This window comes from Streptomyces sp. BHT-5-2, assembly GCF_019774615.1.
GTDB lineage: Bacteria > Actinomycetota > Actinomycetes > Streptomycetales > Streptomycetaceae > Streptomyces.
This window is the reverse complement of record NZ_CP081497.1, coordinates 2,062,204-2,088,214: the sequence shown is the minus strand read 5'-3', so window position 1 is coordinate 2,088,214 and position 26,011 is coordinate 2,062,204. Positions and strand designations below refer to the sequence as shown.

20 protein-coding genes are annotated in these 26,011 nt (G+C 72.0%); 12 read left to right on the top strand and 8 right to left on the bottom strand.

Translation table 11 applies throughout. The features are described 5' to 3' along the window. Positions 1-81: 81 nt before the first annotated feature. Complete coding sequence (locus tag K2224_RS36905; RefSeq protein ID WP_221911460.1) at positions 82-1,110, top strand: Lrp/AsnC family transcriptional regulator; 1,029 nt, start codon at positions 82-84, stop codon at positions 1,108-1,110. A gap of 113 nt (positions 1,111-1,223) precedes the next feature. Here K2224_RS36905 and K2224_RS36900 read toward each other — a convergent pair whose 3' ends face one another. The 4 genes from K2224_RS36900 to K2224_RS36885 all read right to left on the bottom strand — a co-directional run bounded on the left by K2224_RS36900 (position 1,224) and on the right by K2224_RS36885 (position 6,255). Then, a complete protein-coding gene (locus K2224_RS36900; RefSeq protein WP_221911459.1) occupies positions 1,224-3,011 on the bottom strand; it encodes a CocE/NonD family hydrolase in 1,788 nt (595 codons plus the stop codon). Between the two features lie 300 nt (positions 3,012-3,311). After that, positions 3,312-4,703 (bottom strand): M20/M25/M40 family metallo-hydrolase, encoded by a 1,392-nt coding sequence (locus K2224_RS36895; RefSeq protein ID WP_221911458.1) that lies wholly within the window; start codon positions 4,701-4,703, stop codon positions 3,312-3,314. After that, a complete protein-coding gene (locus tag K2224_RS36890) occupies positions 4,696-5,529 on the bottom strand; it encodes a M55 family metallopeptidase (RefSeq protein ID WP_221911457.1) in 834 nt (277 codons plus the stop codon). Before K2224_RS36890 ends, K2224_RS36895 begins: the two co-directional genes overlap by 8 nt. Before the next feature lie 219 nt (positions 5,530-5,748). After that, the gene (locus K2224_RS36885; RefSeq protein ID WP_221911456.1) at positions 5,749-6,255 is read right to left on the bottom strand and encodes a PadR family transcriptional regulator; all 507 of its coding nucleotides are present in this window, start codon (positions 6,253-6,255) and stop codon (positions 5,749-5,751) included. A gap of 445 nt (positions 6,256-6,700) precedes the next feature. On the opposite strand from K2224_RS36885, the gene K2224_RS36880 reads away from it, so the two are divergent. The 3 genes from K2224_RS36880 (at position 6,701) to K2224_RS36870 (ending at position 10,541) form a co-directional block, all read left to right on the top strand. Next, on the top strand, positions 6,701-8,383 hold the full coding sequence (locus K2224_RS36880) for a glycoside hydrolase family 13 protein (RefSeq protein ID WP_221911455.1): 1,683 nt from the start codon (positions 6,701-6,703) through the stop codon (positions 8,381-8,383). 377 nt (positions 8,384-8,760) lie between these two features. Beyond that, positions 8,761-9,645: a serine hydrolase gene (locus K2224_RS36875; protein WP_221911454.1), complete on the top strand. Its 885-nt coding sequence runs from the start codon at positions 8,761-8,763 to the stop codon at positions 9,643-9,645. Positions 9,646-9,800: 155 nt separating this feature from the next. Next, positions 9,801-10,541 carry a Clp protease N-terminal domain-containing protein gene (locus K2224_RS36870; RefSeq protein WP_221911453.1) on the top strand — a complete coding sequence of 247 codons (741 nt, stop codon included), beginning with the start codon at positions 9,801-9,803 and terminating at the stop codon, positions 10,539-10,541. 413 nt (positions 10,542-10,954) lie between these two features. On the opposite strand, the gene K2224_RS36865 is transcribed toward K2224_RS36870, so the two are convergent. After that, positions 10,955-11,398, bottom strand: coding sequence for an SRPBCC family protein (locus K2224_RS36865; RefSeq protein ID WP_221911452.1), 444 nt, complete (start codon positions 11,396-11,398; stop codon positions 10,955-10,957). A 176-nt stretch (positions 11,399-11,574) separates the two neighbouring features. Here K2224_RS36865 and K2224_RS36860 point away from each other — a divergent pair, with 176 nt between their 5' ends. Further along, positions 11,575-12,612 carry an Rv2578c family radical SAM protein gene (locus K2224_RS36860; RefSeq protein ID WP_221911451.1) on the top strand — a complete coding sequence of 346 codons (1,038 nt, stop codon included), beginning with the start codon at positions 11,575-11,577 and terminating at the stop codon, positions 12,610-12,612. A gap of 16 nt (positions 12,613-12,628) precedes the next feature. On the opposite strand, the gene K2224_RS36855 is transcribed toward K2224_RS36860, so the two are convergent. Beyond that, a complete protein-coding gene (locus K2224_RS36855; RefSeq protein ID WP_221911450.1) occupies positions 12,629-12,997 on the bottom strand; it encodes a MerR family transcriptional regulator in 369 nt (122 codons plus the stop codon). A gap of 79 nt (positions 12,998-13,076) precedes the next feature. Further along, positions 13,077-13,868: an SDR family NAD(P)-dependent oxidoreductase gene (locus K2224_RS36850; protein WP_221911449.1), complete on the bottom strand. Its 792-nt coding sequence runs from the start codon at positions 13,866-13,868 to the stop codon at positions 13,077-13,079. Between the two features lie 225 nt (positions 13,869-14,093). Between K2224_RS36850 and K2224_RS36845 the strand changes: the two genes are divergently transcribed. Then, the gene (locus K2224_RS36845) at positions 14,094-14,618 is read left to right on the top strand and encodes a GNAT family N-acetyltransferase (RefSeq protein WP_221911448.1); all 525 of its coding nucleotides are present in this window, start codon (positions 14,094-14,096) and stop codon (positions 14,616-14,618) included. Positions 14,619-14,668: 50 nt separating this feature from the next. Here K2224_RS36845 and K2224_RS36840 read toward each other — a convergent pair whose 3' ends face one another. Continuing rightward, positions 14,669-15,349, bottom strand: coding sequence for a HEAT repeat domain-containing protein (locus K2224_RS36840; RefSeq protein ID WP_221911447.1), 681 nt, complete (start codon positions 15,347-15,349; stop codon positions 14,669-14,671). A 441-nt stretch (positions 15,350-15,790) separates the two neighbouring features. On the opposite strand from K2224_RS36840, the gene K2224_RS36835 reads away from it, so the two are divergent. The 6 genes from K2224_RS36835 to K2224_RS36810 all read left to right on the top strand — a co-directional run bounded on the left by K2224_RS36835 (position 15,791) and on the right by K2224_RS36810 (position 26,008). Then, a complete protein-coding gene (locus K2224_RS36835) occupies positions 15,791-17,653 on the top strand; it encodes a 3-hydroxyacyl-CoA dehydrogenase family protein (RefSeq protein ID WP_221911446.1) in 1,863 nt (620 codons plus the stop codon). Between the two features lie 145 nt (positions 17,654-17,798). Further along, on the top strand, positions 17,799-18,602 hold the full coding sequence (locus K2224_RS36830) for a TetR family transcriptional regulator (RefSeq protein ID WP_221911445.1): 804 nt from the start codon (positions 17,799-17,801) through the stop codon (positions 18,600-18,602). Positions 18,603-18,681: 79 nt separating this feature from the next. Continuing rightward, entirely contained in the window at positions 18,682-21,237 is a 2,556-nt protein-coding gene (locus K2224_RS36825) for an NB-ARC domain-containing protein (RefSeq protein WP_221911444.1), read from the top strand. A 371-nt stretch (positions 21,238-21,608) separates the two neighbouring features. After that, entirely contained in the window at positions 21,609-22,946 is a 1,338-nt protein-coding gene (gene ccrA / locus K2224_RS36820; RefSeq protein WP_221911443.1) for a crotonyl-CoA carboxylase/reductase, read from the top strand. Positions 22,947-23,033: 87 nt separating this feature from the next. Then, positions 23,034-25,046, top strand: coding sequence for a protein meaA (locus K2224_RS36815; RefSeq protein ID WP_221911442.1), 2,013 nt, complete (start codon positions 23,034-23,036; stop codon positions 25,044-25,046). Then, on the top strand, positions 25,043-26,008 hold the full coding sequence (locus K2224_RS36810) for a CoA ester lyase (RefSeq protein ID WP_221911441.1): 966 nt from the start codon (positions 25,043-25,045) through the stop codon (positions 26,006-26,008). Before K2224_RS36815 ends, K2224_RS36810 begins: the two co-directional genes overlap by 4 nt. Positions 26,009-26,011 lie beyond the last annotated feature (3 nt).

The window sequence follows — 26,011 nt, the reverse complement described above, 5'->3', positions numbered from 1 at the left end:
GAGCAAGTCTGCTGGCCGGGCTGCCGCAGCTGCGGTCCCAGCAGGTCAATTTGTAGGATTCCGGCTACAGGAGGTGTGTCCATGTCTCAATCCCTCGCGATCCAGCCCGACGATGTGCGAATCATTCGTGCGCTGCAAGTCGCCCCGAGAGCCTCCTTCGCCTCGATGGCAGCCGCGCTCGGCCTCACCGAGGGCACCGTCAACCGCCGCTATCGACGCCTGCACGCCGACGGCGTCATCCGCGTCGCCGGCGTGGTCAACCCGGGAGCGTTGGGCCAGAGCAGATGGCTGGTACGACTGCGCTGCCGGCCCGGCAGCGTCGCGGCGATCGCGGGCGCGCTCGCCAAGCGGGACGACGTCAACTGGGTGGCCCTCGGCGCAGCCGGCTCCGAAGTCACGTGTGCGACTCAGTCGCGGGATCCGGCGCAGCGGGAAGAACTGCTCGGCCAACGGCTTCCGCGCACCGCGGCGGTGCTCGACATCAGCGCCTTCGCCATGCTCCGCCAGTTCATGGGAGGCCGCGGCCACTACTGGGCCGCACTCCATGGCGCACTGTCCCCGGAGCAGGAAGCCATGCTCGGGAGCGACAGCCCCCCGTTCACGGAGTCTCCGGTCGTCGCTGACGACCCGGTACACCTCAGCGCCGAGGACGAGAGGATTCTCGACGCGCTCGCCGCCGACGGCCGGGCCAGTCTCGTCGACCTCGCCACGGCGGCGGACTCCACACCCGGCCGCGTATCCCGCCGGCTCCAGGTCCTGCTGCAACAACGCGTCGTCCACATCGACGTCGAGATCGCCCCCGCAGCCCTGGGCTATCACGCGCGGGCCAACCTGTGGCTGCGAGTACATCCGTCAAAAGTGAAGAGCGTGGGACGCTCGCTGGCACGAGAACCGGAGATCGCCTTCGCCGCGGCCATCTCCGGCCCCTACAACCTCCATGCCGTCGCCCACTGCCGGAACCTCGACGAACTCTTCGAATTCACGTCGGAACGCATCGGGGCTCTGCCCGGCCTGCAGAGCATGGAAGTCTCGCCTGTCCTACGGCACATCAAGCAAGCAGGCACGCTACTGTCCGGCGATCGCCTCGTCGTGTCACCGACTCGGGCGTGACGTAGGCAGGCCCGCCGCGTCGCGATGCCTTACGGCAAAGCCCGTCGTCCGCCACGAGGCGCCTCCGACTCACCCCCGTCCGACAGTCCCCGCGACCTCGTTTCGCACACGGCCTAGGGCACGGCGCCCTGGGTGACGGGGAGTTCGAGGATCCCGGTGTCCTCGGGCGCGCTGGTGACCGTCACCCGCTTCACCCCGCGATTTCCCGCGTAGGCGGAGTCGCTCGCGGCGATCACCAGCCGCAGCCGGTGCCCCGGCTCGAAGCGGTGCACGATGCCCGGGAGTTCCACGGTGAACGGACGGGTCACATCGGGCACCCTGGCCGGGGCCACCAGCCGGTGCACCAGTGTCTTGTCCCCGTCCGGCGCGACGTCGTAGAGCTTGGCGAAGAGCACCAGCCTGTCGGCCGCGTCCGAGGAGTGCTGGTCCTGCTCGGCCTGCGGTGAGGAGACCTTCAGGGTCACCGTGGGCGCGCCCACCACGTCCAGCGGTCCGCCCGCCACCGGCGCCGAGGTCCAGTCGAGATAGGTGCCCCGGATGTCGTACGGCTCCGGGTCGGGCAGCCCGACCAGGCCGGCCAGCGAGCTCTCCGAGTGGCTGGTGGGCAGCCGCAGATTGCGGTACGTACGGCTGCCGCGGGTCACACCGGCGCGCTCGTCGACGAGCGTGCCGTCCCCGGAGAGGTAGAGCCGGCGGGTGCCGGCGGCGGGGAAGGTGGACGAGGTGGCGTAGGCGGGGCCGCTGGTGACCCAGTCCCGGTAGTAGGCGAAGGCCGGTCCGGTGGCGGCTGACGTGCGGTGTCGCAGATAGCGGTCGAACCAGGCGAGGATCCGCCGCCCCACATAGCTGCTCTCCAAGTTTCCCTTGGCCAGGTCGAGTTCGCCCGGCGCCGGGTTCTTCATCCCGCCGCTGTGCCCCCAGGACTGCCAGATCATCCTGACCGGTGTGCCCTGGGCGGCGAGCGTGCGGTAGGTGGCCGCGGCCTCGTTGAGGTTGAAGAGGGTGTCGGCCTGGCCCTGGACGAGCAGGGTGGGCGCCTTCACGGACTTCAGATAGGACACCGGCGAGACGCTCCGGGCGTACCGGAGCATCGCCCCCGTCTCGTCGGCCGGGTAACTGCGGGAGTCCAGCAGGCGCTTTATGCGGCAGGCCGGTGCGACGAAGTGCAGACAACCGGCGCCACCGAGCCGCGACGGGTCCAGGCCGGGGTGCAGCAGCCCCTGTGCCTCGCCGATGAGGAAGAACCCGTTCGTCCACTCGTGCTTGTACGCCCCCGGGAGGGAGCCGCCGGCGCCGTGCGAACGGTCGGCGTTGTTCGGGGTGACGGCGTAGAAGAGGTCGTTCCAGGTGATCAGTGGGACCAGTGCGTCGACGCGGTGGTCGACCGAGGCGGTGGCCATCTGGATCGCCCCGCCGTAGGACCCGCCGATCATGCCGACGCTGGGGTCGCCGGGCCCGTCCTCGGCGACGAAGTCGACCCGGGTGCCGTCGTCGGCGGCGCGTGTCCCGGCGAGCAGGTCGATCAGCCGGCTCGTCGCCCGTCCGTCGATCCCGGGGTCGTCGAGCGAGATGGGACAGCCGGTCTTGCCGAAGCCCAGGCCGGAGTAGGCGAGCGCGACATAGCCGCGGTCGGCGAACGTCCGGGCGATGGCGTCGGTCGAGCCGTCCGCCTTGCTGCCGCCGAAGCCGTTGGTGGTCAGCACGGCGGGCGCCGGGTGCGCGGCGTCGACGCCCCGCGGGCGGTAGAGGTCGGCGTCCACGGTGCAGTTGTACGAGCCGGCCCGTACTGTCGCCTTCAGCGCGGTGACCGTGTACGGATCGGCGCCGTCCGTGGCGGCGGCGGAGGCGCTGAGGACGAGGGGGGCGGTCAGGGCGGTGCCGGCCAGCAGGGCGAGGGACATGCGGATCACGGGACGGGATGCGGCTCGGGACACGCTGGGCACGCAGACCTCCACAAGGACACTTCGCACCAACCAGTCGGTAACGGATCATGTTGTGACACGAGTAACGGACATGTCAACGCTCTTGACACGCGCCGGTGATAGGACGTCAGTTCACGGTCGTCCGTCGGAAAACGCGGACGAAGAAGGCGTTGGAACGGCGGTGGTCAGCGGGTCTTCGGACGCCTCCGGCGCGGGTCCTTCCGGGACGCCCGGGCCGGCCGGTGTGCTGCGGCCGACCGGTCGGCCGCGCGCCCACCGTCAGCCCGCGGCGCGCCGTCCGCGCCCCGGCACGTTCCGCAGGAAGTGGTCGAGCACCCGCACGCCGAAGTGCAGGCCCTCCACCGGCACCCGCTCGTCCACGCCGTGGAAGAGCGCCTGGTAGTCGAACCCCTCGGGCAGCTTCAGCGGGGAGAAGCCGTAGCCGACGATGCCCAGCCGGGAGAACTGCTTGGCATCCGTGCCCCCGGACATGCAGTACGGGACGGTGTGGCCGTCCGGGTCGAAGCGCTCGATCGCGGCCCGCATCGCGGCGAACGACGGGGAGTCGACGGGGGCCTCCAGCGCGACCTCCCGGTGCTCGTGGTCCCAGGCGACATGAGGCCCCGTCAGCTCGTCCAGGGTCGACCGGAACTCCGCCTCGGCGCCGGGGACGACCCTGCCGTCCACATGGGCGACGGCGGACCCGGGGATCACGTTGACCTTGTAACCGGCCGCCAGCATCGTGGGGTTGGTGCTGTTGCGCACCGTGGGCCCGACCAGATTGGCGGACGGGCCCAGCTTCTCCAGCAGGGCGTCGACGTCGACATCGGGCCGCTCGGGGTCGACGTCGATGCCGTGCAGCGCGGCGAGCTCGCGCAGCGCCGCCCGGACGGTGGGGGTGAGCCGCACCGGCCAGTCGTGCGCGCCGATCCGGGACACCGCGTCGGCCAGCCGACTGACCGCGTTGTCGCGGTTGACCTTCGAGCCGTGCCCGGCCCGGCCCCGGGCCGTCAGCTTCAGCCAGGCGGTGCCGCGCTCCCCGGCCGCGATCGGATAGATCCGCATGCCGCCGCCGGCGTGGAACGTGAAGGCACCCGACTCGCTGATGCCCTCGGTGCAGCCCTCGAAGAGCTCGGCGTGCCGGTCGGCCAGGAATCCCGAGCCGTCCTCGGCGCTCGCCTCCTCGTCGGCGGTGAACGCCAGCACGATGTCGCGCCGGGGGCGCACCCCGCTGCGGGCCCACTGCCGGACGGCGGCGAGCATCATCGCGTCCATGTTCTTCATGTCGACGGCGCCGCGGCCCCAGACCACGCCGTCGCGGACCTCCCCCGAGAAGGGGTGGACCTGCCAGTCGGCGGACTCGGCGGGGACCACGTCCAGATGCCCGTGCACCAGCAGGGCGTCGGCGGACGGGTCGGTGCCCTCGATGCGGGCGACGACATTGGTGCGCCCCGGGGTGCGCTCCAGCAGGACCGGCTCGATGCCCACGTCGGCCAGCCGCTCGGCGACGTACTCGGCGGCCGGTCGCTCCCGGCAGCCGCCGTCGCCGGCATTGGCGGTGTCGATGCGGATCAGGTCCGAGGTGAACCGCACCACCTCGTCCAGCGCCTGCTGATCCACCGCCCCGGTCTCCGGGGCGGACGGGTGCTCTGCACATTCGATCTCAGCCATATTGTTCCTCCACGGCGGACGAGACGACCGTGGTGACCGCCTTGAAACACCGGATGGCGTCGTACATCTCCTGACTGGTATACGCGACGCGGCGCTCACCGCAGCGCTCCACGCCGGGCACGCATGTCGCGGCGCCCACCAGATGCTCGGCGTCGAACTCCAACTCGAACCGGAACGGGCCGCCGCGGACCGGCTCGTGGCGCACCGCGAGCGCGGCGCCCCTACGGGCCGCGTCCCGGATCCCGGCCGCCGTACGGGCCGGCGGCCGGCACACCGCCGCATAGCGGGAGACGTGGTCCTTGACCGCCACGGCGGGCGCCCGCGGGGCGTACCCCTGTGCGTCCTCGCACGTCCGGTCGTCGCCCGTGACCAGCACCACGGGCACGCCGTACTCGGCCACGACGAGGGAGTTCAGATGGCCCTCGCTGGCCCGCGTGCCGTTCACCCAGACGCCGGTGAGGGTGTTGGCCAGATAGGTGTGTGCCAGAACGCCCTCCGTGCCGGCTCCGGTGTGGTAGCCGACGAAGGCGATGCCGTCGACGTCGCCGTGCTGGACGCCCTCGACCATGCTCAGCGCCTTGTGGCGCCCGGTCAGCATCTCGGCGCGCTCGTCGAGCTGTTCCAGCAGGAGGTTGCGCATCGTCCAATGGGCCTCGTTGACCAGCACCTCGTCCGCTCCGCCGGCGAAGAAACCGGCGATGGCCGCGTTCACGTCGGAGGTGAACATATGGCGGCAGCGCTCCCACTGCGGGGTGCCCGGCAGGACGTCGGCGGGCCATGTCACGCCCGTGGCACCCTCCATGTCCGCGGAGATGAGGATCTTCACTGCTATCAGCCCCCTCGCAGGTGAGAGGGCTTGGCGCGGCCCTCGACCGATCACGTTACGCGGCGCCCAACGCCCCTGCCAGGACTGTGGAAAACTCCGGCGGTCCAGACCACTGAAGATCATCCATGGCGCACGGCCATAGGCTTCAGGCCACACCCGCCCGCGCGGGCGCCCCTGCACCACGAGCTCCGCCGCGCCGCAGCACAAGTACCTTTCTCCTCATTCCAGTTCCTCCTGGCAGCGCTGCAGCCACTCCAGGTCCGCCTGGAGGTGCAGCATCGCGCCCTCTATGAGCAGCTGCGCGACCCGGTTGTCACGGTCCTCGGACGCCGCCATCCGGGAGAGCTCCCGCAGGCTCTTGAGGTAGCGCCGGCGCTGCCGGTTGATGAGGGAGGTCCGGCCGGCGGTCCCGGCGCGGGTGGCGAGCGCCAGTTTCATGAAGAACTCGTCGCGGACGCGGGGTTCGACGGTGGCCTCCTCGAACCACACGGCCACCGTCTCCCGGCCGGCCGCGGTGATCCGGTAGGTCCGCTTGTTCGGGCGGTCCGGCTGCTCGACCTCCTCGCCCTCGATGAGGCCGGCCTTCTCCAGCCGCCCCAGGGTGACGTATATCTGGCCGACGTTGGGCCGGGGGTAGGCCGCGCCCAGGAGTGCCTCCAGGGACTGTTTGAGTTCATAGCCGTGCGCGGGTCCGCTGACCAGCAGCGCCAGGAGTGGCAACCGCACGCCTTCCCTCTCCCTGTGCCGTCGTCGCCTGTTGTCCGTGCCCGTGTTCCGTGCCCGCTGTCCCTCTCCCCTGTATGGCCAACAGCTATACATCGGCGCGTCCTGGCAGCCGACACCGGGCCTGGGCAACCGGGAGGCGAACGGAGCTCGTCGCGTCGTCCGACGGGCTCCCGAGGCGGCGCAGCCCCTACCATCAACCTCCGTTCACACTCCCGTACTCGCCTGCCACATACGGGAGTTGAGGTTCTGAGCAGGGGGAAGACGAGAAAGAAACAGGGGCCGTTCGGTGCAGGATCCCGATGCCATTCCCCACAAATCCGGGCACGTATCGTTCGACTTTCGTCATTCAGTTGACACCGAAAAGACGCGGCTACCTAACATGCATGCATAACAGCAACTCGCAAGGCGCCGCGCCGACTTGCGCCGTACGAAGTGGAACCGGCAGATGTTCACAGCCACCGCAGAACGCGGCCAACCGACCCCCGCCCAGGACACGGCCCAGCGCTGGTGGCGCGATGCGGTCATCTACCAGGTCTACGTACGCAGCTTCCGCGACACCACCGGTGACGGTACCGGAGACCTCGCCGGGGTCCGCGGCGGTCTTCCGTACCTCAAGAAGCTCGGCGTGGACGGGATCTGGCTGAGCCCGTTCTTCCCGTCCCCGCAGCACGACCACGGCTACGACGTGGCGGACTACCGCGGAGTGGACCCGGCCTACGGTGATCTCGACGAGTTCGACCGCCTGGTGGCCGACGCCCACCGGCTCGGCCTGAAGGTGCTGTTGGACATCGTCCCCAACCACTGCTCCAGCGAACACCCCTGGTTCCAGGCGGCGTTGGAAGAGGGGCCGGGCGGTCCGTCCCGTGCGCTCTTCCACTTCGCCGACGGCCTCGGGGAGAGCGGTGAACTGCCGCCCAACAACTGGCGGGCGATGTTCGGCGGGCCCGCCTGGTCCCGCATCACCGAGGAGGACGGCACCCCCGGCCAGTGGTACCTCCACATGTTCACGCCCGAGCAGCCCGACCTGAACTGGCGCAACCCCGATGTCGCCGCCGACTTCGACAAGGTGCTGCGCTTCTGGCTGGACCGCGGGGCGGACGGCTTCCGCATCGACGTCGCCGCCGGGCTCTTCAAGCACCCCGAACTCCCCGACTCCCCCGACCCGGCGGCCGACGAGCGGACCCGCGACTCGGTCAATCCGCTGGCCTGGAACCAGCCCGAGGTGCACCAGGTGTGGCGCGACTGGCGGGCACTGTGCGAGGAGTACACCGCCCGGGACGGCCACGACCGGCTGCTGGTGGGCGAGGTCTCGGTGCGCACCCCGGGCGAGCAGGCCGCCTACGTCCGGCCCGACGAGCTGCACCAGGCGTTCTTCTTCCACCTGCTGACCGCGCGCTGGGACGTCGACCTCTTCCGCCGGGTGATCTCCGAGGCGCTGACCGACATCGCCGACACCGGTTCCACCGTCACCTGGGTGCTCAACAACCACGACCAGGTCCGGACCGTCACCCGCTACGCCGGCGAACCGGGCACGCCGGAGGCCGCGTCGGGTCCGGCCCGGGCCCGGGCCGCGGCGCTGCTGATGCTGGCCCTCCCCGGGGCCGCGTACGTCTACCAGGGCGAGGAGCTGGGCCTGCCCGAGGTCGACGACCTGCCGGACGAGGTGCTCACCGACCCGATCTTCCACCGCACGGGCAGCCGGCAGCACATCCGGGACGGCTGCCGGGTGCCGCTGCCCTGGTCGGGCGAGGATGCCCCGTACGGCTTCGGCACGGGCGAGCCGGCGCGGACGTGGCTGCCGCAGCCCGCGTCGTTCGCCGAGCACACCGCGGAGCGGGCGGTGGCCGACACCGGGTCCTTCTGGCATCTCTACCGCGAGGCGCTCCAGTTGCGCCGGGGCCTTCCCCAGCTCGGCGACGGCACGCTGCGCTGGCTGGAGTCGGCGCCACAGGTGTTGGCGTTCGAACGCGGCGACGGCCTGGTGTGCGCGGTGAACTTCGGCACCGCGTCGGTGCCCGCCCCGGTGCCCGGCGTGCCGCTGCTGGCCAGTGGTGACTGCCCGGCCGGGACGCTCCCCGGGGCCACGGCCGCTTGGTGGATGGCCCCGGGCCGGCCGTTGCTGCCGTAAGGCGGGCGGGAGTTCGAGCCCCGGTGCGGTGTGGCACCGGGGCCGGATCGGGGCATGACGGCGGCAGGCGCGGCCGTGGCCGTTGAACGGCGGCCCAGGGGAGGCAGGTTGTCGGCGTCCCGACAACGGACCGCGGGGTGCGCGGACATGACAGCGCCGAGTGGGCGACGGGCACCCCGAGGCGCAATGCCCTCGATGTCCGGTTAGCGAATGTCACACCGGGTCGCTCTTCTCCCCTCGGCCGATCGCCCGCCATTCTGGCGAGGTGCCCGTCGTCGGGCACCTGGCGTCGCTTGATCGCCGCAGCCGGTGGGATACCGGGCGGGCCCCCCAGGGGAGCCGGGCGGGCGGCGCCGCAGCGGGACAGGAAACCCCTCATGCACGGATCACCCAGCACTCGCCGGACCCGTCGCGGGCTGGCCGCCCTGATCGCCGCCGGAGCGGCGCTCACGGTCTGCGGCGCGGCGCCCCCCGCCTCGGCGAGCACCGGCAGCGACACCGTGGGCGGCGCCGAGGTCGTCTGCACCTCCGACCGCCCGGACCTGGCCCTCACCCTGTCCCACGACCTCGCCGGCGCGCTCCAGGGGCGCCAGGGCACCTCGGCGGTCGCCCTCTACGACCGGACCTCCGGCACCAGCTGCACGCTCCAGGCGGACACCCACTTCGACTCCGCGAGCGTGGTCAAGGTCGCCGTTCTCGGGGCACTGCTGCGACAGACGGAGGAGGCGCACCGCGCACTGACGGCGCACGAGGTCGCACTGACCACCGCCATGATCACCAAGTCCGACAACGCCTCGACCGACGCCCTGTGGCATCAGGTCAGACGGTCCGGGGTGCAGCACTTCCTGGACCTGGCAGGCATGCGGAACACGGTGCCCGGGCCCGGCGGCGCCTGGGGCCTGACCCAGATCACCGCCGCCGACCAGCTCACCCTGATGCGCCTGCTGGCCTCGGACAACGACGCGCTCGACCCGACGTCCCGCGCCTACGCCCTCGACCTCATGCGGCGGGTCGTACCCGAGCAGCGGTGGGGCGTGCCGGCGGGCGCGCCCGCCTCGGCCACCGCGTACCTCAAGAACGGCTGGCTGCCGCGCGCCGACCAGGGCTGGCGGGTGCACAGCGTCGGCTCGTTCACCGACAGCGGCAACGACTACTCGATGGCCGTCCTCTCCAGCGGCAGCGACACCATGGACCACGGGGTGGCCACGGTGGAGGCGGCGGCGAAGGTCATCCACCGGGATCTGGCGGCGGGCGGCCGGTAGCCGGGACAGCGGCGACGCGCACCGAGGCGAGGAGTCGGGCACCACGAGGAGTCGGACACCACACAGGGACGACGAGCCGAACGCAGAAGGAGCGACGACACCTGATCGTCAACCAAGGGTTGACGCTCCCGAGATCGTCAACTTATGGTTGACGCATGACCGAACCCGTCCGTACGACGCATCCCATCCGTCTCGACGATCTGATCGAGGCCATCAAGAAGAACCAGTCGGACGTACTGGAGCAGCTCTCCGACGCCGTGATCGCCGCGGACCACCTCGGCGAGGTGGCCGACCACCTCATCGGGCACTTCGTGGACCAGGCCCGGCGCTCCGGCGCGTCCTGGACCGACATCGGCAAGAGCATGGGCGTCACCAAGCAGGCCGCCCAGAAGCGCTTCGTCCCCAAGGACCCGGCCGGCGGGTCCGACCTCAGTCCCGGCCAGGGCTTCAGCCGGTTCACCGAACGCGCCCGGAACGTCGTGGTGGCGTCGCAGAACGAGGCCCACGCGGCCCACAACGACGAGATCCGCCCCGAGCACCTGGTGCTCGGCCTGCTCTGCGAACCGGAGGCGCTCGCCATGCGGGCCATCGCCGCACAGGGCGTGACCGCGGAGGCGCTCCGCGAGGCGGCGACCGCGGCGCTGCCGCCTGCGGCCGAGTCCCTGCCCGCCCTCACCCCGTTCGACGCCCAGTCCCGGAAGGCCCTGGAACTCACCTACCGGGAGGCCCTGCGGCTGGGTCACAACTACATCGGCACCGAACACCTCCTACTGGCCCTGCTGGAGCAGGAGAACGGCTCCGGTCCGCTCAGCGGCCTCGGCGTCGACAAGGCGGCCGCCGAGGCGTTCGTCGCCAAGGAAGTGGCCGCGATCCTCGCCGCCCGCATGGAGAAGTAGCCGCACCATTCGGGGAGTCGGGGGCTCGACGGTGCCAACTGTGGAGCCCCTGCACCAATCTGAGCTCATTCGGCTAGCGCCGAAGCCCCGGAGAGGCCCGGTATTCGACGGCGGGTGCCTCGGTGGGCCGGTCGCGTTCGCCCAGGGTGGTCCCGCCCACGTCCCGCTCCCCTTCGTCACGCTGCTACGGGCGCCCGTTTCTCGCACCGGGCGACAACAGCGCTCAACCGAGGAGGATCGGCGCAGGGTGGGCGGGAACGGACGTCAAGTGCCGTGCGGGGTGAGGCACTTGGGCTCCCATCAGGGGTTTCCGGCCGGCGGGCCGCCCGGGAGAGCGGACGGCCCCGAGCGATGAAAACCACCCGATCCGGTGAGCATGAAAACACCCCGAGCGGTTTACGGGGCGACGCTTCTCACTTCTCCATGTGGGCCGCGAGGTTGGCGAGGAGCGCGTCGTAGATGCGGGCGAGCCCCTTGGGGGCGAAGGTCCGCTCGAAGAAACCGCCGATGCCGGTGGCGCCCTGCCAGGTGGTGGTGACGACGACCCTGGCACGCTGCTCCCCGGCCGGGGTGACGACCCAGGTGGTCACCATCGAGGAGTTGCGGTCCTTCTCCACCAACTGGCCGTCGGTGGGCTCGTCCACCTCCAGCAGGCAGTCCCGGACCCGCTTGCTGGTGGCCTGGAGCTTCCAGTGGACCAGGGTGCCCTTGCCGTCGCCGCCCTCGCGGACCTCGTACTCGCTGAAGTGCTCGGGCAGCAGCTGCCGACGCGTGCCGCTGTAGTCGGCGAGGGCGTCGAACACGTCCTCCGGGTCCGCCGCGATCTCGCGCTGCGTGGTGGCCTCTACCTGCCCCATGTGTGTCTTCCTCCAGTAGTCGGCTGCCGGACCTGAGTGCGCCGCCAACCTGCGGTGCGCGCGGCCAAGCCAACCACCACTGGGCAGCGGGCCCAAATCCGGGTTGACACCCTCGGCGCGAACATGTGTTCTATTAGCGAGGTGGGGGGCTCGCCAGGATCACAACAGGAGGCCCGATGCGCTGGGACAAACTGGGAGAAGGCCCGTCCGCCCTGTTCGGTACGGATGTCGTCACCCGAACGGTGGACACCCCCGAGTTCCGCGGCATCACCTTCCACGAGGTGCGCGCCCGCTCCATCGTCAACCGCGTGCCAGGCGCCTCCCGTATGCCGTTCGAATGGACCGTGAACCCGTATCGCGGGTGCAGCCACGCCTGCGTCTACTGCTTCGCCCGCAGGACGCACAGCTATCTGGACCTGGACACCGGTCTCGGCTTCGACTCCCAGATCGTGGTCAAGGTCAACGCCCCGGAGCTGCTGCGCCGGGAGCTGGCCGCGGCCCGCTGGCGCGGCGACCACATCGCGATGGGCACCAACGTCGACTGCTACCAACGGGCCGAGGGCCGCTACCAGTTGATGCCCGGCATCATCACCGCGCTCCGGGACCGCGCCAACCCGTTCTCGATCCTCACCAAGGGCACCCTGATCCTGCGCGACCTGGAGCTGCTGCGGCAGGCCGCCGAGGTCACCGACATCGGCATCTCGGTCTCCGTCGGCTTCCTGGACCAGGCACTGTGGCGGACGGTCGAGCCCGGTACGCCCGCGCCCGGTCGGCGGCTCGACGTGGTGCGGACCCTCACCTCCCACGGCATCCCCTGCGGGGTGCTGATGGCGCCGGTGATCCCGTTCCTGTCCGACGCGCCGGAGCAGCTGCGGGCCACGGTGCGGGCGGTCGCAGAGGCCGGCGCCGACTCGGTCACACCGCTGGTGCTCCATCTGCGGCCCGGCGCCCGCGAGTGGTTCCTGGCCTGGCTGGGCCACCACCACCCGCACCTGGTGCGCCGCTACGAGGCGCTGTACGGCGGCGGCTCCTACGCCCCCACGTGGTACCAGCGCCGGATCACCCGGCAGGTCCACGAGCTGGCGGCCGAGTACGGTCTCGGGCCGTTCCGGCCGGGACGGGCACGGCGGATACCGCCGAGGACCGAGGAGGCGGCCCAGCCCGACGAGGTCTCCCAACACGGCCCGCAGGCGACGCAGTTGACGCTGCTGTAGCGCCGCCTCCGGCCCCTCAGGCGCCCGTGGCGGCCGCGGGCGGGGCGGTGTCCAGGGCGCGGGCCAGGCGGTCGCGGGCGGCCGTCTGGGCGGCGATCCGCCGGTCGATGACGGCGAGCCGCTCGCGGGCGATCCGCAGGCCCTCCGGCGAGGGCGGCGCGGTGGACAGGTCGCCGTCCAGGCAGCCCCGGAAGCAGTCGACGTCGGCGAGGGTGAGGCCGGCGTCCAACAGGTACCTGATGTTGCGGACCCGGACTGCGGCGCGGTCGTCGTAGACCCGGTAGCCGTTCGCCGCCCGTTGCGAGCCGATCAGGCCCGCGGTCTCGTACTTGCGCAGCGCCCGCGGCGTCGTCCCCGTACGGTCCGCCAGCTCTCCGATCCGCACGGATCGCCTCCCGTCCTCCGGGCCGGCCGCACCGCGTCCGGCCGCTCCTCCCGGCCCGGACGTACGCTACCGGCCCCGTTCAGCCGACCACCGCGCCCCCGTCCACGGGGAGGATCACCCCGGTCACAAAGGCCGCTTCCGGGGCGGCGAGGCGGGTGACGGCCCAGGCCACCTCCTCGGGGCGGCCGATGCGACCCATCGGGGTGTGCTCGATCTGCCAGGCGCGCACGGCCGCCCGGCGTTCCGGGGTCAAGCCCTGGTGGTCCCCGATCGGGGTGTCGATCGCACCGGGTGCCACGCCCACCACCCGCACGCCGCGCGGCGCCAGCTCCACCGCCCAGCTGCGGGTGAGCAGTTCCAGGCCGGTCTTGGTGGCGGCGTAGACGGAGTTGCCGGGCCAGCCGCGCTGACCCACCGAGGTGCTGATGTTCACCACGACCCCGCCGGCGCGCTCCAGTTGGGGCAGCGCCTCCTGGGTCAGCAGGACGGGTGCGATCAGGTTGGTCGCCATCTGGGACGCCATGGACTCCTTGGTGTGGCTGCCGAGGGCGCCGTCGCCGACCACCGCGGCGTTGTTGACCAGGACGTCCAGCCGCCCGTAGGTCTCCACGGCATGCCGGACGACGGCCTCGGGCGCGCCGTCCGCGGTGATGTCGGCGGCGTACGGGGTGACCGCTCCGTCGGTGCCGGCGGCGAGGGCGGCGGTCTCCGCCAGCGGCCCGGGGCGGCGGCCCACGGCCACCACGTGCGCCCCTTCCGCGGCGAACGCGCGGGCGGTGGCCCGGCCGATGCCGGTGCCGGCCCCGGTGATGACGACGACCCGGTGCGGGGCGTGCGGGACGCGGGTGGTCTCCAGAGGTGTGTGTGCCATGCGGGAAGTCTCGAACCCTGTCCCCAGGGGCAGGGTCAAGCGCCGTGTCCGGAGGGCGGCCGTCCGGTGGGAAATCCCGGTTGACCGATGTCCACCGCGCCTTCGACCCTCTGCGGCAGGGACCGGACCGGGGAGGCGGACATGACAGGGGCCGAAGTGCGGGGTGCGGACGGGGCTCGCGAGGGTACAAATGGGCAGCCACCGCGGGGAGTCGGACTACGGGACATGACGGAGGCCGATGTCGACGCGGTCTCGGCGGTGCGGGTCCAAGGCTGGGAGGCGGCGTACCGGGGGCTGATGCCGCAGGCGTATCTGGACGCGTTGAGCGTGGCGGAGGACGCCCGCAGGCGCCGAGAGCGGTTCGCGCGCCGTCGGCCCGAGGCGTGGGAGCAGGTGGCGGAGCGGGGCGGCGAGGTCGTGGGCTGGCTGGCCGCCGGGCCCGCCCGGGACACCGATCTCGCGCCGGGCGGCGCTCTGCCGGCCGGAGCACCGCCCGCGGCCGAGGTGCTGGCCCTCTATGTGACACCGGCGCTGCTCGGGACGGGTGTCGGCCGCGCACTGCTGGCGGCCGGGACGGCCCGGGCCGGGGCCCGCGGGTTCGGCACGCTGTCCTTGTGGGTGGTCCGGGGCAATGCCCGCGCCCGGCGGTTCTACGAGCGGGCCGGTTTTGCACCGGACGGGGCCGAGGAGGCGTATGACGTGGGCGGGTGGCGCGTCCCGGAGGTGCGCTACCGGCGCCCGCTCCCGTAAGCCGATTGTCCGCGTCCGCTCCCCTGGGCCGGTGGTCCGCACCCGCGCCTTCAACCGGCCGGACCGGTGCCGTCCGCCCTTCCCGCCGCGCCCTCGGCCGGCGCCCCGCCCGGGCCCGGGACGGGCGGGTCCTCGTGGACGCCCAGCCGGGCCAGCGACGCGGCGGCGGCCGCGGCGAGCCGGGGGTGGCCGGTGGCCGCCCGCAGCGCCGGCACCGCCCGTTTGTCGCCGAGCGCGCCCAGGCCCTCCACACAGGCCAGCGCCACACGCCAGTACGGGGTGTGCGGGGTCAACAGCCGTTCCAGGGTGGCGACCAGGGCGGGGACGGACTGCGGGGCGCGGAGCTCGACGAGCAGCCGGACGGGGTGCAGGGCGTAGGCGGTGCGCAGCGGGTTGGTGGCGAGGGCGGCCGCGGCGCGGGCGGTGCGGGGGTCGTTGAGCCTGCCGAGGGCGTGCGCGGCGGTGGCACAGCGGACCGGTTCGCGGTAGTTGAGCAGTAAGACCAGGGTCTCGAAGGCGCGCTTGTCGCCGGCGCAGCCGAGGATGAAGGCGGCGATCTCCCGGGCCCACAGGGGGCGCTCCACCGCGGTCAGCATCCGGGCGAGTTCCTCGCGTCCGGCGGGGCTGTTCTTGCGGGCCAGCCCGAGCAGCCGCTCGTAGGCGACCAGATCCTGCGGGGAACGGAGTTCGGCCCGCACCCGGTCCGTCAACTCGTGGAATTCGTCTTCCATTTGCCGCTCCCCTCCTGCCGGCCGCCCTGGTTCGCAGGGCGTGGCCGGCACCACAACCTAATGACCCGCATTACCCCTGGCGCTACGGTTACCCACCGGTTAACCTGCTGGAACGAGCAGCACCCCTGCTCGGGCGGCCTGGTGACGCAGCCGCCGGAGTGTGACGTCGGTTCGGCACACCACCCAGCACCACCGTCCGCGCGGGCACGGCAGCCCGCGCGAGACATCCTCACAGCACGCCCCTCAGGGGGGAAGCGCCACGGCCTCGGGACAGGGCCGGCAGCGCTCCTCCACCGCAGGCGCTGCCCGCAGTGCCGTGGCATTCCGCGGCCTTTCTGCCGCCGGTCGGCCACGTGTCGCCGCAGGACGCACCGGTGCGCCTCAACCCCTCAGTCGTCACGTTCTCCCCTGCCGCAGGGGAACACCCTCAGGAGTCTCGCGATGGGCCGTCAGTCCACCCCTGATCCCGCCACTGCCCCCTCCGCCGCACCCGCCGCAGCGCCGCCGGCCGCACCCGCCTCGCCGGCCCTCGCCACCATCGCCGTCGTCGGCCTGGGCACCATGGGCACCGGCATCGCCGAGGTGCTGACCCGGGCCGGCCGCGAGGTCATCGGCATCGACACCGACGAAGCGGCCGTGCGCCGGGCCCGCACCGCCCTCGAAGCCACCACCGCCCGCGCCGTGCGGCGCGAGCGGATGACCGAACGGGAGCGCCAGGACGCGCTGTCCCGCTTCCGCACGTTCGGCGAGCTGCGGGCCGCCCGGGACGCCGACCTCGTCATCGAGGTGGTGCCGGAGGACTACGAGCTCAAGCGGGAGGTCTTCGCCGCGCTGGACGGCATCGTCCGCCCCGACACCATCCTCGCTACCGGCACCAACGCACTGTCGGTGACCCGGCTCGCCGCCGACTCGCTGCGCCCCGAGCGGGTGCTCGGCGTCCACTTCTTCAACCCGGCGCCGGCCATGAAGCTCGTCGAGGTGGTCTCCTCGGTGCTGACCGCGCCGACCGCCGTCGCGGCCGTCACCACCCTCGCCCACGAGCTGGGCAAGGACCCGATCGCGGTGGGCGACCGCCCCGGCTTCGTCGCCGACGGCCTGCTCTTCGGCTACCTCAACCAGGCCGCCGCGATGTACGAGTCAAAGTACGCCACCCGCGAGGACATCGACGCGGCGATGCGGCTCGGCTGCGGCCTGCCGATGGGGCCGCTGGCCCTGCTCGACCTGATCGGCGTGGACACCGCCCGCACGGTCCTGGAGGCCATGTACGCCGAGTCCCGCGACCGGCTGCACGCGCCCGCGCCGATCCTCGGCCAGCTCGCCGACGCGGGCCTGACCGGCCGCAAGGCGGGCCGCGGCTTCTACACCTACGAGGCGCCCGGCTCCGCGACGGTCGTGCCGGACGCCCAGACCCCGGCGGACGGCGCCGAAGGCGGCGCGGCGGCCGGCCGCCCGGTCCGCAGCGTCGGCGTCGCCGGCTCCGGGACGATGGCGAGCGGCATCGCCGAGGTGTTCGCCAAGGCGGGCTTCGCCGTGGTGCTCGCCGCCCGCGGCCAGGAGAAGGCGGAGCGGGCCAAGGACCGGATCGCGAAGTCGCTGGCCCGCTCGGTGGACAAGGGCCGGCTGACCGCCGAGGCACGCGACGCGGCACTCGCGGCGATCACCCCGGCCGGTTCGCTGGACGCCTTCGCCGACGTCGACCTGGCCGTGGAGGCGGTGGCCGAGGACCTGGCCGTCAAGCAGCAGCTGTTCCGCACGCTGGACAAGGTCTGCAAGCCGGGCGCCGTGCTGGCCACCACCACCTCGTCGCTGCCGGTCGTCGCCTGCGCCCGGGCCACCTCGCGCCCGCAGGACGTCATCGGGATGCACTTCTTCAACCCGGCGCCGGCCATGAAGCTGGTCGAGGTGGTCCGCACCGTCCTGACCGGCGACGACGTGCACGCCACGGTCCGCGCGGTCTGCACCAAGGTCCGCAAGCACCCGGTGGACTGCGGCGACCGGGCCGGCTTCATCGTCAACGCGCTGCTGTTCCCGTACCTGAACAACGCGGTCAAGATGGTCCAGGAGCACTACGCCTCACTGGACGACATCGACGCCGCGATGAAGCTGGGCGGCGGCTACCCGATGGGGCCGTTCGAGCTGCTGGACGTGGTCGGCCTGGACGTCTCGCTCGCCATCGAGAAGGTGCTGCACGCCGCGTTCCGCGACCCGGGGCTGGCCCCGGCACCGCTGCTGGAGCACCTGGTCGCGGCGGGCTGCCTGGGCCGGAAGACCGGCCGCGGCTTCCGTGAGTACGCCCGGCGCTGACGCGCGGCGACGCCCCCGGGACCGGGGCGGGTGGGGCGGGCTGCTGGAGCCGGCCGGCACCCGCCCCGGCGGCCCGCCGCAGGTCACGGGGGCCGGAGCGGTATCTCATGCCGCAGGCCGCGAGAATATGCAGTACCTTCCCCACATGTCCCAGCCCGCTCGCCCGCAGTCCTCCGACGCCTCCGACGCCCCCACTCCCGGCACCCGCCGGGCGGCCGCCCAACGTCTCAAAATGCGCCGCGAACTGTCGGCGGCCGCCATGGAACTGTTCGCGACGAAGGGCTACGAGGCCACCACGGTCGACGAGATCGCGGCGGCCGCGGGCGTCGCCCGGCGCACCTTCTTCCGCCACTTCCGCTCCAAGGAAGAGGCCATCTTCCCCGACCACGACGACACTCTGGTGCGCGCCGAGGCCGTCCTGGACGCCGCCCCGCCGCACGAGAACCCGCTCGACACGGTCTGCCGCGGCATCAAGGAAGTCATGCGGATGTACGCGGCCTCCCCGGCCGTGTCGGTGGCCCGTTACCGCCTCACCCGCGAGGTACCCACCCTCCGGGAGGCCGAGATCGCCTCGGTGGCCCGCTACGAGCGGCTGTTCACCCGCTATCTCCTGGGCCACTTCGACGAGGGCGCGCACCGCGAGGGCGACGACGACCCGCTGCTCGCCGAGGTCGCCGCGTCCGCCGTGGTCACCGCGCACAACCACGTCCTGCGCCGCTGGCTGCGGGCCGGCGCGGAGGGCGACGTCGAGACGCAGCTGGACCACGCCTTCGAGATCGTCCGGGAGACCTTCGGCGCGGGCATCGGCGCGGGCCGGACGACCTCCACGGAGACGCCTTCGGCGAAGGTCTCCCGAGAGGGCGAGGTACTGGTCGCGGTCGCCCGCACCGACGCCCCGCTCGACGAGGTCATGCGCACCATCCGCAAGGCCCTCAAGGAACGGCACTGACCGCCTCCCGCACCGGCGGGCCCGGACAAGATCCGCGGAGCGGCTGACGGGCCCGCCCCGCTCGTGCTATCCACGGGACGTGGAGGACGCGAGCGGGGACAACTCGGACATGAGCGGCGACGCGGGGGACACGAACGGGGACGGGCCAACTCCAGCTACGTACAACACGATCGACGGTGGAACGGCAGGGCTCATCATCCAGGCCGGGCAGGTCTCCATAGGCTTCCCCGGTCCCTCCCACCACGTCGCACTGAACGCTCTACCCCCGCGTCCCACCGCCTTCCTCGGCCGCTCCGGAGCACTCGCCGAACTCCTCGGCCTCCTGGTGCCCGGCCAGCATGACGAACCACCGCGGGTGATCGCACTCGCCGGAGAGGGAGGAGTGGGCAAAACCGCTCTGCTGGCCGTCGCCGCCCACGCGGTGCGGCCCCGGTTTCCCGGCGGCGTGCTCGCCGCAGACGCGGGCGCACACAGCCGGCGGGATGCGCTGACCGCCGAGGAACTGCTGGGTACGTATCTGCGGGCGATCGGCATCCCCGGGGACCAGCTCGAGCCCCACCGGAGCGGCTTGAAAAGCCAGTTCCACACCAAGCTCGGTGAGGCACCCGACCCGATGCTGATCCTGCTCGACGACGCGGCAGCCGAGGACCACATCGCCTCAGTGGTACCGCCCGACGGCCGCCACCTGCTGCTGGTCACCGTCCGCACCGCGCCCACCGACCCGGCGGTCACCGTCCTTCCGCTGGACTCGCTCGCTCCCGAGGACTCCGTCGCCCTGCTGGAGTCCCTGACCGCCGCCCGGGTACCGCGCGCCCGACTCGCCGAGATCGCCGGGCTCTGCGGGCACCTGCCGCTCGCCCTGTACGTCGTCGCGGCGCGGCTGGGACACGCCGCCGAGAGCGCCGAGCGGGTACTGTCCTCGTTACGCCCGCCGCGTGAGCGGCTGGCCGAACTCGGGCCCGTACGACGGGCGTTCACCGCGTCCTACGAGGCCCTGGGCGACGACGACGCGCGGATGCTGTGCCGGTTGGGCCTGCACCCCGGTCCCCGGATCGACGCCGGGTCCGCCGCCGCCCTGGCCGGCGTCCCGGAGGCCGAAGCCGACCGTACGCTGCGCCGCCTCGCCCGGGCGCACCTGCTCCGCCCCGACGGACCGGACGGCCACCTGCGCTTCCACGACCTGCTCCGGCTCTACGCGGGTGAACTTGCCGCCGGTGAACCGGAGTCCGTCCGTGCCGCAGCGCTGAGCCGGCTACTGGACCACTACATGCGCGCCGACGCCGACGCCGATGCCGCCCAGGACGACGAGTGGTTCGACCGCGAGCACGAGGCACTGACGGCCGCCCTGGCGACGGCGGACGAGCAGGGACTGGACGGGCGGGTGGGGCCGATCGCCCGCCCGCTTGGCGCCTCCCTCGCACGCCGCGGGCTGGCGTTGGACGCGTTGGCGGTACTGGAGTCCGGGGTGCGGGCCGCACAGCGGCGGGACGATCACGAGCAGGAGGCGGAGCTGCTGCGGACGATGCGGCAGCAGTACCGCGCCGTGGGGCGGCCGGCGGAGGCCGAGGCGTGTGCGGAGGCAGGCCATCTGGCCTGGGTGCGGGCGGGCGTGCGACCGGCCGCGTTCCACGACGATCTGGGAGAACAGGCAGCAGACCAGGGGGATTTCGCCGACGCGGTACACCATCTGGAACGGGCTCTGGCGCGGTGGCCGCAGCACGAGGCGCGGCGGGCGGCGGCATCCCTGAGCGCCCTGGGCGAGGCCCTGGAGAAGCAGGGCCACCCGGATGCGGCGGCCGTGTCGTACCGGCTGGCGGGGCGGACCGCCCTCGAGGCCGGGGACCGCACGGTCCAGGCGTACGTCTGGCTACAGTTGGCCCGACGGGCCGACGATCCGCACGGCCGGCTGCACCTGATCGAGACCGGTCTGGCGACGGCGCGGAAGGCCGGTGACGTCCGCGCGACGATCGAGGCGCTGGCCGCGCAGGCCGAGGCGCTGATCGAGAACGACCGGCCGGCGGACGCCGGGCCGTTGCTCAAGGAAGCCCTCGACATGGCCGGCGAGAACAACCTGCTGCTGCTCCGGTTCCGGCTGCAGACCCGGGAGGGGGTCCGGCTAGAGCGGGCGGGGGACCTGGCGGCCGCGGAGCGGTTGCGGGCCGGACTCGGCGCCTCCGAGCCGCCGGCGCCACCCGCGGCCCCCGCTCCCCCTGTCCGGCACGCGTCCCACGTCCACCCCGTGCTCCTCCGCCTCTTCGCGCTCCCGCTCTGCGCCGCCCTATGGGCCGCCGGGTGTCTCGCGGAAGCGTCCGGAGGAGGAGCGCGCCCGATCGCGCTGTGGCTGGCGCAGCTGGGCCTGGCCGGGGTCACCGCCTGGGCCGCCCGGCGGGTGTGGCTGCGCGGCTCGGGCGGGCGGACGGGCGCTCTCGTCGCGACCGTCGCGCACCGGTGGCACGCGGTGGCGGCCGGCGCACTGCTCCCCGTGGGCGCCTGGGCTGGGGCCCCGCGGACCGCCGCCGTCCCCGTAGCCCTCCTGACCCTGCACTCCGCCGCCCAGCTGTGGCCGGCGTTGCGGAGCCGGCGGCTCCGTCGGCAGCGCCCTCGATCCGGCCGATGCCTCACCCGAATGGCGTAAGGAACGCGCCAATACCGTCCGCATACGAGCCGGTGCACAGCGGGACGATTCCACCCTTCTTCGGCTCGTTCTTTGCTCATGCGTGCCCAACGCATGACATCTGAGAGAAATTCTTGGCACTCAGTGTCTTGTCGGCTGGCACGCGGTGTCATACGTTGTGGGTGTCCGGGCGGCCGGCGCACCACCCAACCGTGGCACGCCGACTGTCCCCGCAAGCACCTTGCGCGCCCGGACGCCTGCGTCACAGGCACCCATCGCGCTCACCGGCGCACATGCCGAGCACCACCGGCCGAACCGACGGCACCACCCCGCGCACCACCCCCGACGTTCCCTCAAGCCGTTCCGCAGACGCGCTTCGCCGGAGGCATACCGTGAACCAGATACTCGATGCGATCCTCGCGCCCGACAGCACGCGCGAGGACTTCGCCGCCCTCCCCCTCCCCGAGTCCTACCGCGCGGTCACCGTGCACAAGGACGAGACCGAGATGTTCGCCGGCCTCTCCACCCGTGAGAAGGACCCCCGCAAGTCGCTGCACGTCGAGGACGTGCCGGTGCCCGAACTCGGGCCGGGCGAGGCGCTGGTGGCCGTGATGGCCTCCTCGGTCAACTACAACTCGGTGTGGACCTCGATCTTCGAGCCGATGTCCACGTTCGGCTTCCTGGAGCGCTACGGGCGGCTCTCGCCGCTCACCAAGCGCCACGACCTGCCGTACCACGTCATCGGCTCGGACCTGGCCGGCGTGGTGCTGCGCACCGGTCCCGGCGTCAACGCCTGGCACCCCGGTGACGAGGTCGTCGCGCACTGCCTCTCCGTGGAGCTGGAGTCCTCCGACGGCCACAACGACACCATGCTCGACCCCGAGCAGCGGATCTGGGGCTTCGAGACCAACTTCGGCGGCCTGGCGGAGATCGCGCTGGTCAAGTCCAACCAGCTGATGCCCAAGCCGCAGCACCTGAGCTGGGAGGAGGCGGCCGCGCCGGGGCTGGTCAACTCCACCGCCTACCGGCAGCTGGTCTCGCAGAACGGCGCCGCGATGAAGCAGGGCGACAACGTCCTGATCTGGGGCGCCAGCGGCGGCCTCGGCTCGTACGCGACCCAGTTCGCGCTGGCCGGCGGCGCCAACCCGATCTGCGTGGTCTCCTCCGACCAGAAGGCGGAGATCTGCCGGAAGATGGGCGCCGAGGCGATCATCGACCGCAACGCCGAGGGGTACCGGTTCTGGAAGGACGAGCACAACCAGGACCCCAGGGAGTGGAAGCGCTTCGGCAAGCGCATCCGCGAACTGACCGGCGGAGAGGACGTGGACATCGTCTTCGAGCACCCGGGGCGGGAGACCTTCGGCGCCTCGGTGTACGTCACCCGCAAGGGCGGCACCATCGTCACCTGCGCCTCGACCTCCGGCTACCAGCACGAGTACGACAACCGCTACCTGTGGATGTCGCTGAAGCGGATCGTCGGCTCGCACTTCGCCAACTACCGGGAGGCGTGGGAGGCCAACCGGCTGATCGCCAAGGGAAAGATCCACCCGACGCTGTCGAAGACGTACCGCCTGGAGGAGACTGGCCAGGCCGCCTACGACGTGCACCGCAACCTCCACCAGGGCAAGGTCGGTGTGCTGTGCCTGGCCCCCGAGGAGGGCATGGGCGTGCGCGACGAGCAGATGCGCGCCAAGCACATCGATGCCATCAACCTGTTCCGTGACGCGTAAGCGGAACGGAGCGGACTGACAAACACGGTCGTGACGCGTGAGCGGAACGGGCCGGCCACCACAGCAGGAACATCTGAGGTCCACTTCATGACTGAGCGTCAGAAGGATCGTCCGTGGCTGATGCGGACGTACGCCGGGCACTCCACCGCCGAGGCGTCCAACGAGCTGTACCGGCGCAACCTCGCCAAGGGCCAGACCGGCCTGTCGGTCGCGTTCGACCTCCCGACGCAGACCGGGTACGACCCCGACCACGTCCTCGCCCGCGGCGAGGTCGGCCGGGTCGGGGTCCCGGTGTCCCACCTCGGTGACATGCGGCGGCTGTTCCAGGACATCCCGCTGGAGCAGATGAACACCTCGATGACCATCAACGCCACCGCCATGTGGCTGCTGGCGCTCTATCAGGTGGTCGCCGAGGAGCAGGGCGCCGACATCACCAAGCTGTCCGGCACCACGCAGAACGACATCGTCAAGGAGTACCTCTCGCGCGGGACGCACGTCTTCCCGCCGGGACCGTCGCTGCGGCTGACCACCGACATGATCACGTACACGGTCAACCACATCCCCAAGTGGAACCCGATCAACATCTGCAGCTATCACCTGCAGGAGGCGGGCGCCACACCGGTCCAGGAGATCTCGTACGCGATGTCCACCGCGATCGCCGTGCTGGACGCGGTGTTCGCCTCCGGCCAGGTGCCCGAGGAGCGGCGGGGCGATGTCGTGGCCCGTATCTCGTTCTTCGTGAACGCGGGCGTCCGCTTCGTCGAGGAGATGTGCAAGATGCGCGCCTTCGGCCGCATCTGGGACAAGATCACCCGCGAGCGCTACGGCATCGACGATCCCAAGCAGCGCCGCTTCCGCTACGGCGTCCAGGTCAACTCCCTGGGGCTGACCGAGGCGCAGCCGGAGAACAACGTCCAGCGGATCGTCCTGGAGATGCTGGCCGTCACGCTCTCCAAGGACGCCCGCGCCCGTGCCGTCCAACTGCCCGCCTGGAACGAGGCGTTGGGGCTGCCGCGGCCCTGGGACCAGCAGTGGTCGCTGCGTATCCAGCAGGTCCTCGCGCACGAGTCGGACCTGCTGGAGTACGAGGACATCTTCGCCGGGTCGCACGTCATCGAGGCCAAGGTGGAGTCCCTGGTGACCGACTGCCTGGTCGAGATCGACCGGATCCAGGAGATGGGCGGCGCGATGGCGGCCGTGGAGTCCGGCTACCTGAAGTCGCAGCTGGTCTCCGCGCACGCCGAGCGGCGGGCCCGGATCGAGTCCGGCGAGGAGAAGATCGTCGGCGTCAACTGCTTCGAGGGCACCGAGCCCAACCCGCTCACCGCCGATCTGGACACCGCCATCATGACGGTGGACCCGGCCAACGAGGAGCGGGTGGTGCGGTCCCTGCACACGTGGCGGGACAACCGCGACGAGCTGCGGGCCCAGGAGGCGCTCTCGGCCCTGAAGAAGGCCGCGGCGGGCGACACCAACCTCTTCCCGGCCACGCTGGAGTGCGCCCGCGCCGGGGTGACGACCGGCGAGTGGGCCTGGGCGCTGCGGGACGTCTTCGGCGAGTTCCGGGCCCCCACAGGCGTCTCGGGGGCACCGGTGGCGGTCACCGCCGCGGCCGGCTCGCCGCTGGCGACGGTCCGGGAGAAGGTCGCCCGGACCGCGGCCGACCTGGGCGGCGGCCGGCTGCGGCTGCTGGTCGGCAAGCCCGGTCTGGACGGGCACAGCAACGGTGCCGAGCAGATCGCGGTGCGGGCCAGGGACGCCGGCTTCGAGGTGGTCTACCAGGGCATCCGGCTCACCCCGGAGCAGATCGTGGCCGCGGCGGTCGCCGAGGACGTGCACTGCGTGGGGCTGTCGATCCTGTCCGGGTCGCACGCCGCGCTGGTGCCGGACGTGCTGGAGCGGCTGCGCCGCGCCGGGGCCCCGGACCTGCCGGTCATCGTCGGCGGCATCATCCCGTCCGCGGACGCCGCGGCGCTGCGCGAGGCGGGTGTCGCGGCCGTCTTCACCCCGAAGGACTTCGGGATCACGGAGATCATCGGCCGTATCGTCGACGAGATCCGCACCGCGAACCGGCTCGACCCCCTGGAGGTCCTCGCATGACCCCGCCCGTGCAACGGCTGCGCCCGCGCCGTTCGTGCCTGGCGGTACCCGGCAGCAACCCCCGCTTCCTGGAGAAGGCCCAGGGCCTGCCGGCCGACCAGGTCTTCCTGGACCTGGAGGACGCCTGCGCTCCGCTGGCCAAGCCGGAGGCCCGGCACACCATCGTCAAGTTCCTCAACGAGGGCGACTGGAGCGGCAAGACGCGGGTGGTGCGGGTCAACGACTGGACCACCGAGTGGACCTACCGGGACGTCGTCACCGTCGTCGAGGGCGCCGGCCCGAACCTCGACTGCGTCATGCTGCCGAAGGTGCAGGACGCCGCGCAGGTGACCGCGCTGGACCTGCTGCTGACGCAGATCGAGAAGGCCATGGGCTTCGAGGTCGGCCGGATCGGCATCGAGGCACAGATCGAGAACGCCAGGGGGCTGGTGAACGTCGACGCGATCGCCGGCGCCTCACCCCGCCTGGAGACCATCGTCTTCGGCCCGGCGGACTTCATGGCGTCGATCAACATGAAGTCCCTGGTGGTCGGCGAGCAGCCGCCCGGCTACCCGGCGGACGCCTACCACTACATCCTGATGCGCATCCTGATGGCGGCCCGCTCGCACGACCTCCAGGCCATCGACGGCCCCTACCTCCAGATCAAGAACGTCGAGGGGTTCCGCGAGGTGGCCGGCCGGGCCGCCGCGCTGGGCTTCGACGGCAAGTGGGTGCTGCACCCCGGTCAGGTGGAGGCGGCCAACGAGGTCTTCTCGCCGTCCCAGGAGGACTACGACCACGCCGAGCTGATCCTGGACGCGTACGAGTGGTGCACGTCCGAGGCGGGCGGGAAGAAGGGTTCCGCGATGCTCGGCGACGAGATGATCGATGAGGCGAGCCGCAAAATGGCGCTGGTCATCGCCGGAAAGGGCCGGGCCGCCGGCATGGCCCGTACGTCCACTTTCGAAGCCCCGGAGGCATGAGCG

Coding starts and splice junctions, on each gene's coding strand:
- K2224_RS36845 (WP_221911448.1), top strand. CDS start 14,094: ATGACGGAGGCCGATGTCGACGCGGTCTCGGCGGTGCGGGTCCAAGGC.
- K2224_RS36865 (WP_221911452.1), bottom strand. CDS start 11,398: ATGGGGCAGGTAGAGGCCACCACGCAGCGCGAGATCGCGGCGGACCCG.
- K2224_RS36860 (WP_221911451.1), top strand. CDS start 11,575: ATGCGCTGGGACAAACTGGGAGAAGGCCCGTCCGCCCTGTTCGGTACG.
- K2224_RS36835 (WP_221911446.1), top strand. CDS start 15,791: ATGGGCCGTCAGTCCACCCCTGATCCCGCCACTGCCCCCTCCGCCGCA.
- K2224_RS36905 (WP_221911460.1), top strand. CDS start 82: ATGTCTCAATCCCTCGCGATCCAGCCCGACGATGTGCGAATCATTCGT.
- K2224_RS36850 (WP_221911449.1), bottom strand. CDS start 13,868: ATGGCACACACACCTCTGGAGACCACCCGCGTCCCGCACGCCCCGCAC.
- K2224_RS36875 (WP_221911454.1), top strand. CDS start 8,761: ATGCACGGATCACCCAGCACTCGCCGGACCCGTCGCGGGCTGGCCGCC.
- K2224_RS36810 (WP_221911441.1), top strand. CDS start 25,043: ATGACCCCGCCCGTGCAACGGCTGCGCCCGCGCCGTTCGTGCCTGGCG.
- K2224_RS36880 (WP_221911455.1), top strand. CDS start 6,701: ATGTTCACAGCCACCGCAGAACGCGGCCAACCGACCCCCGCCCAGGAC.
- K2224_RS36830 (WP_221911445.1), top strand. CDS start 17,799: ATGTCCCAGCCCGCTCGCCCGCAGTCCTCCGACGCCTCCGACGCCCCC.
- K2224_RS36870 (WP_221911453.1), top strand. CDS start 9,801: ATGACCGAACCCGTCCGTACGACGCATCCCATCCGTCTCGACGATCTG.
- K2224_RS36840 (WP_221911447.1), bottom strand. CDS start 15,349: ATGGAAGACGAATTCCACGAGTTGACGGACCGGGTGCGGGCCGAACTC.
- K2224_RS36900 (WP_221911459.1), bottom strand. CDS start 3,011: ATGTCCCTCGCCCTGCTGGCCGGCACCGCCCTGACCGCCCCCCTCGTC.
- K2224_RS36815 (WP_221911442.1), top strand. CDS start 23,034: ATGACTGAGCGTCAGAAGGATCGTCCGTGGCTGATGCGGACGTACGCC.
- K2224_RS36895 (WP_221911458.1), bottom strand. CDS start 4,703: ATGGCTGAGATCGAATGTGCAGAGCACCCGTCCGCCCCGGAGACCGGG.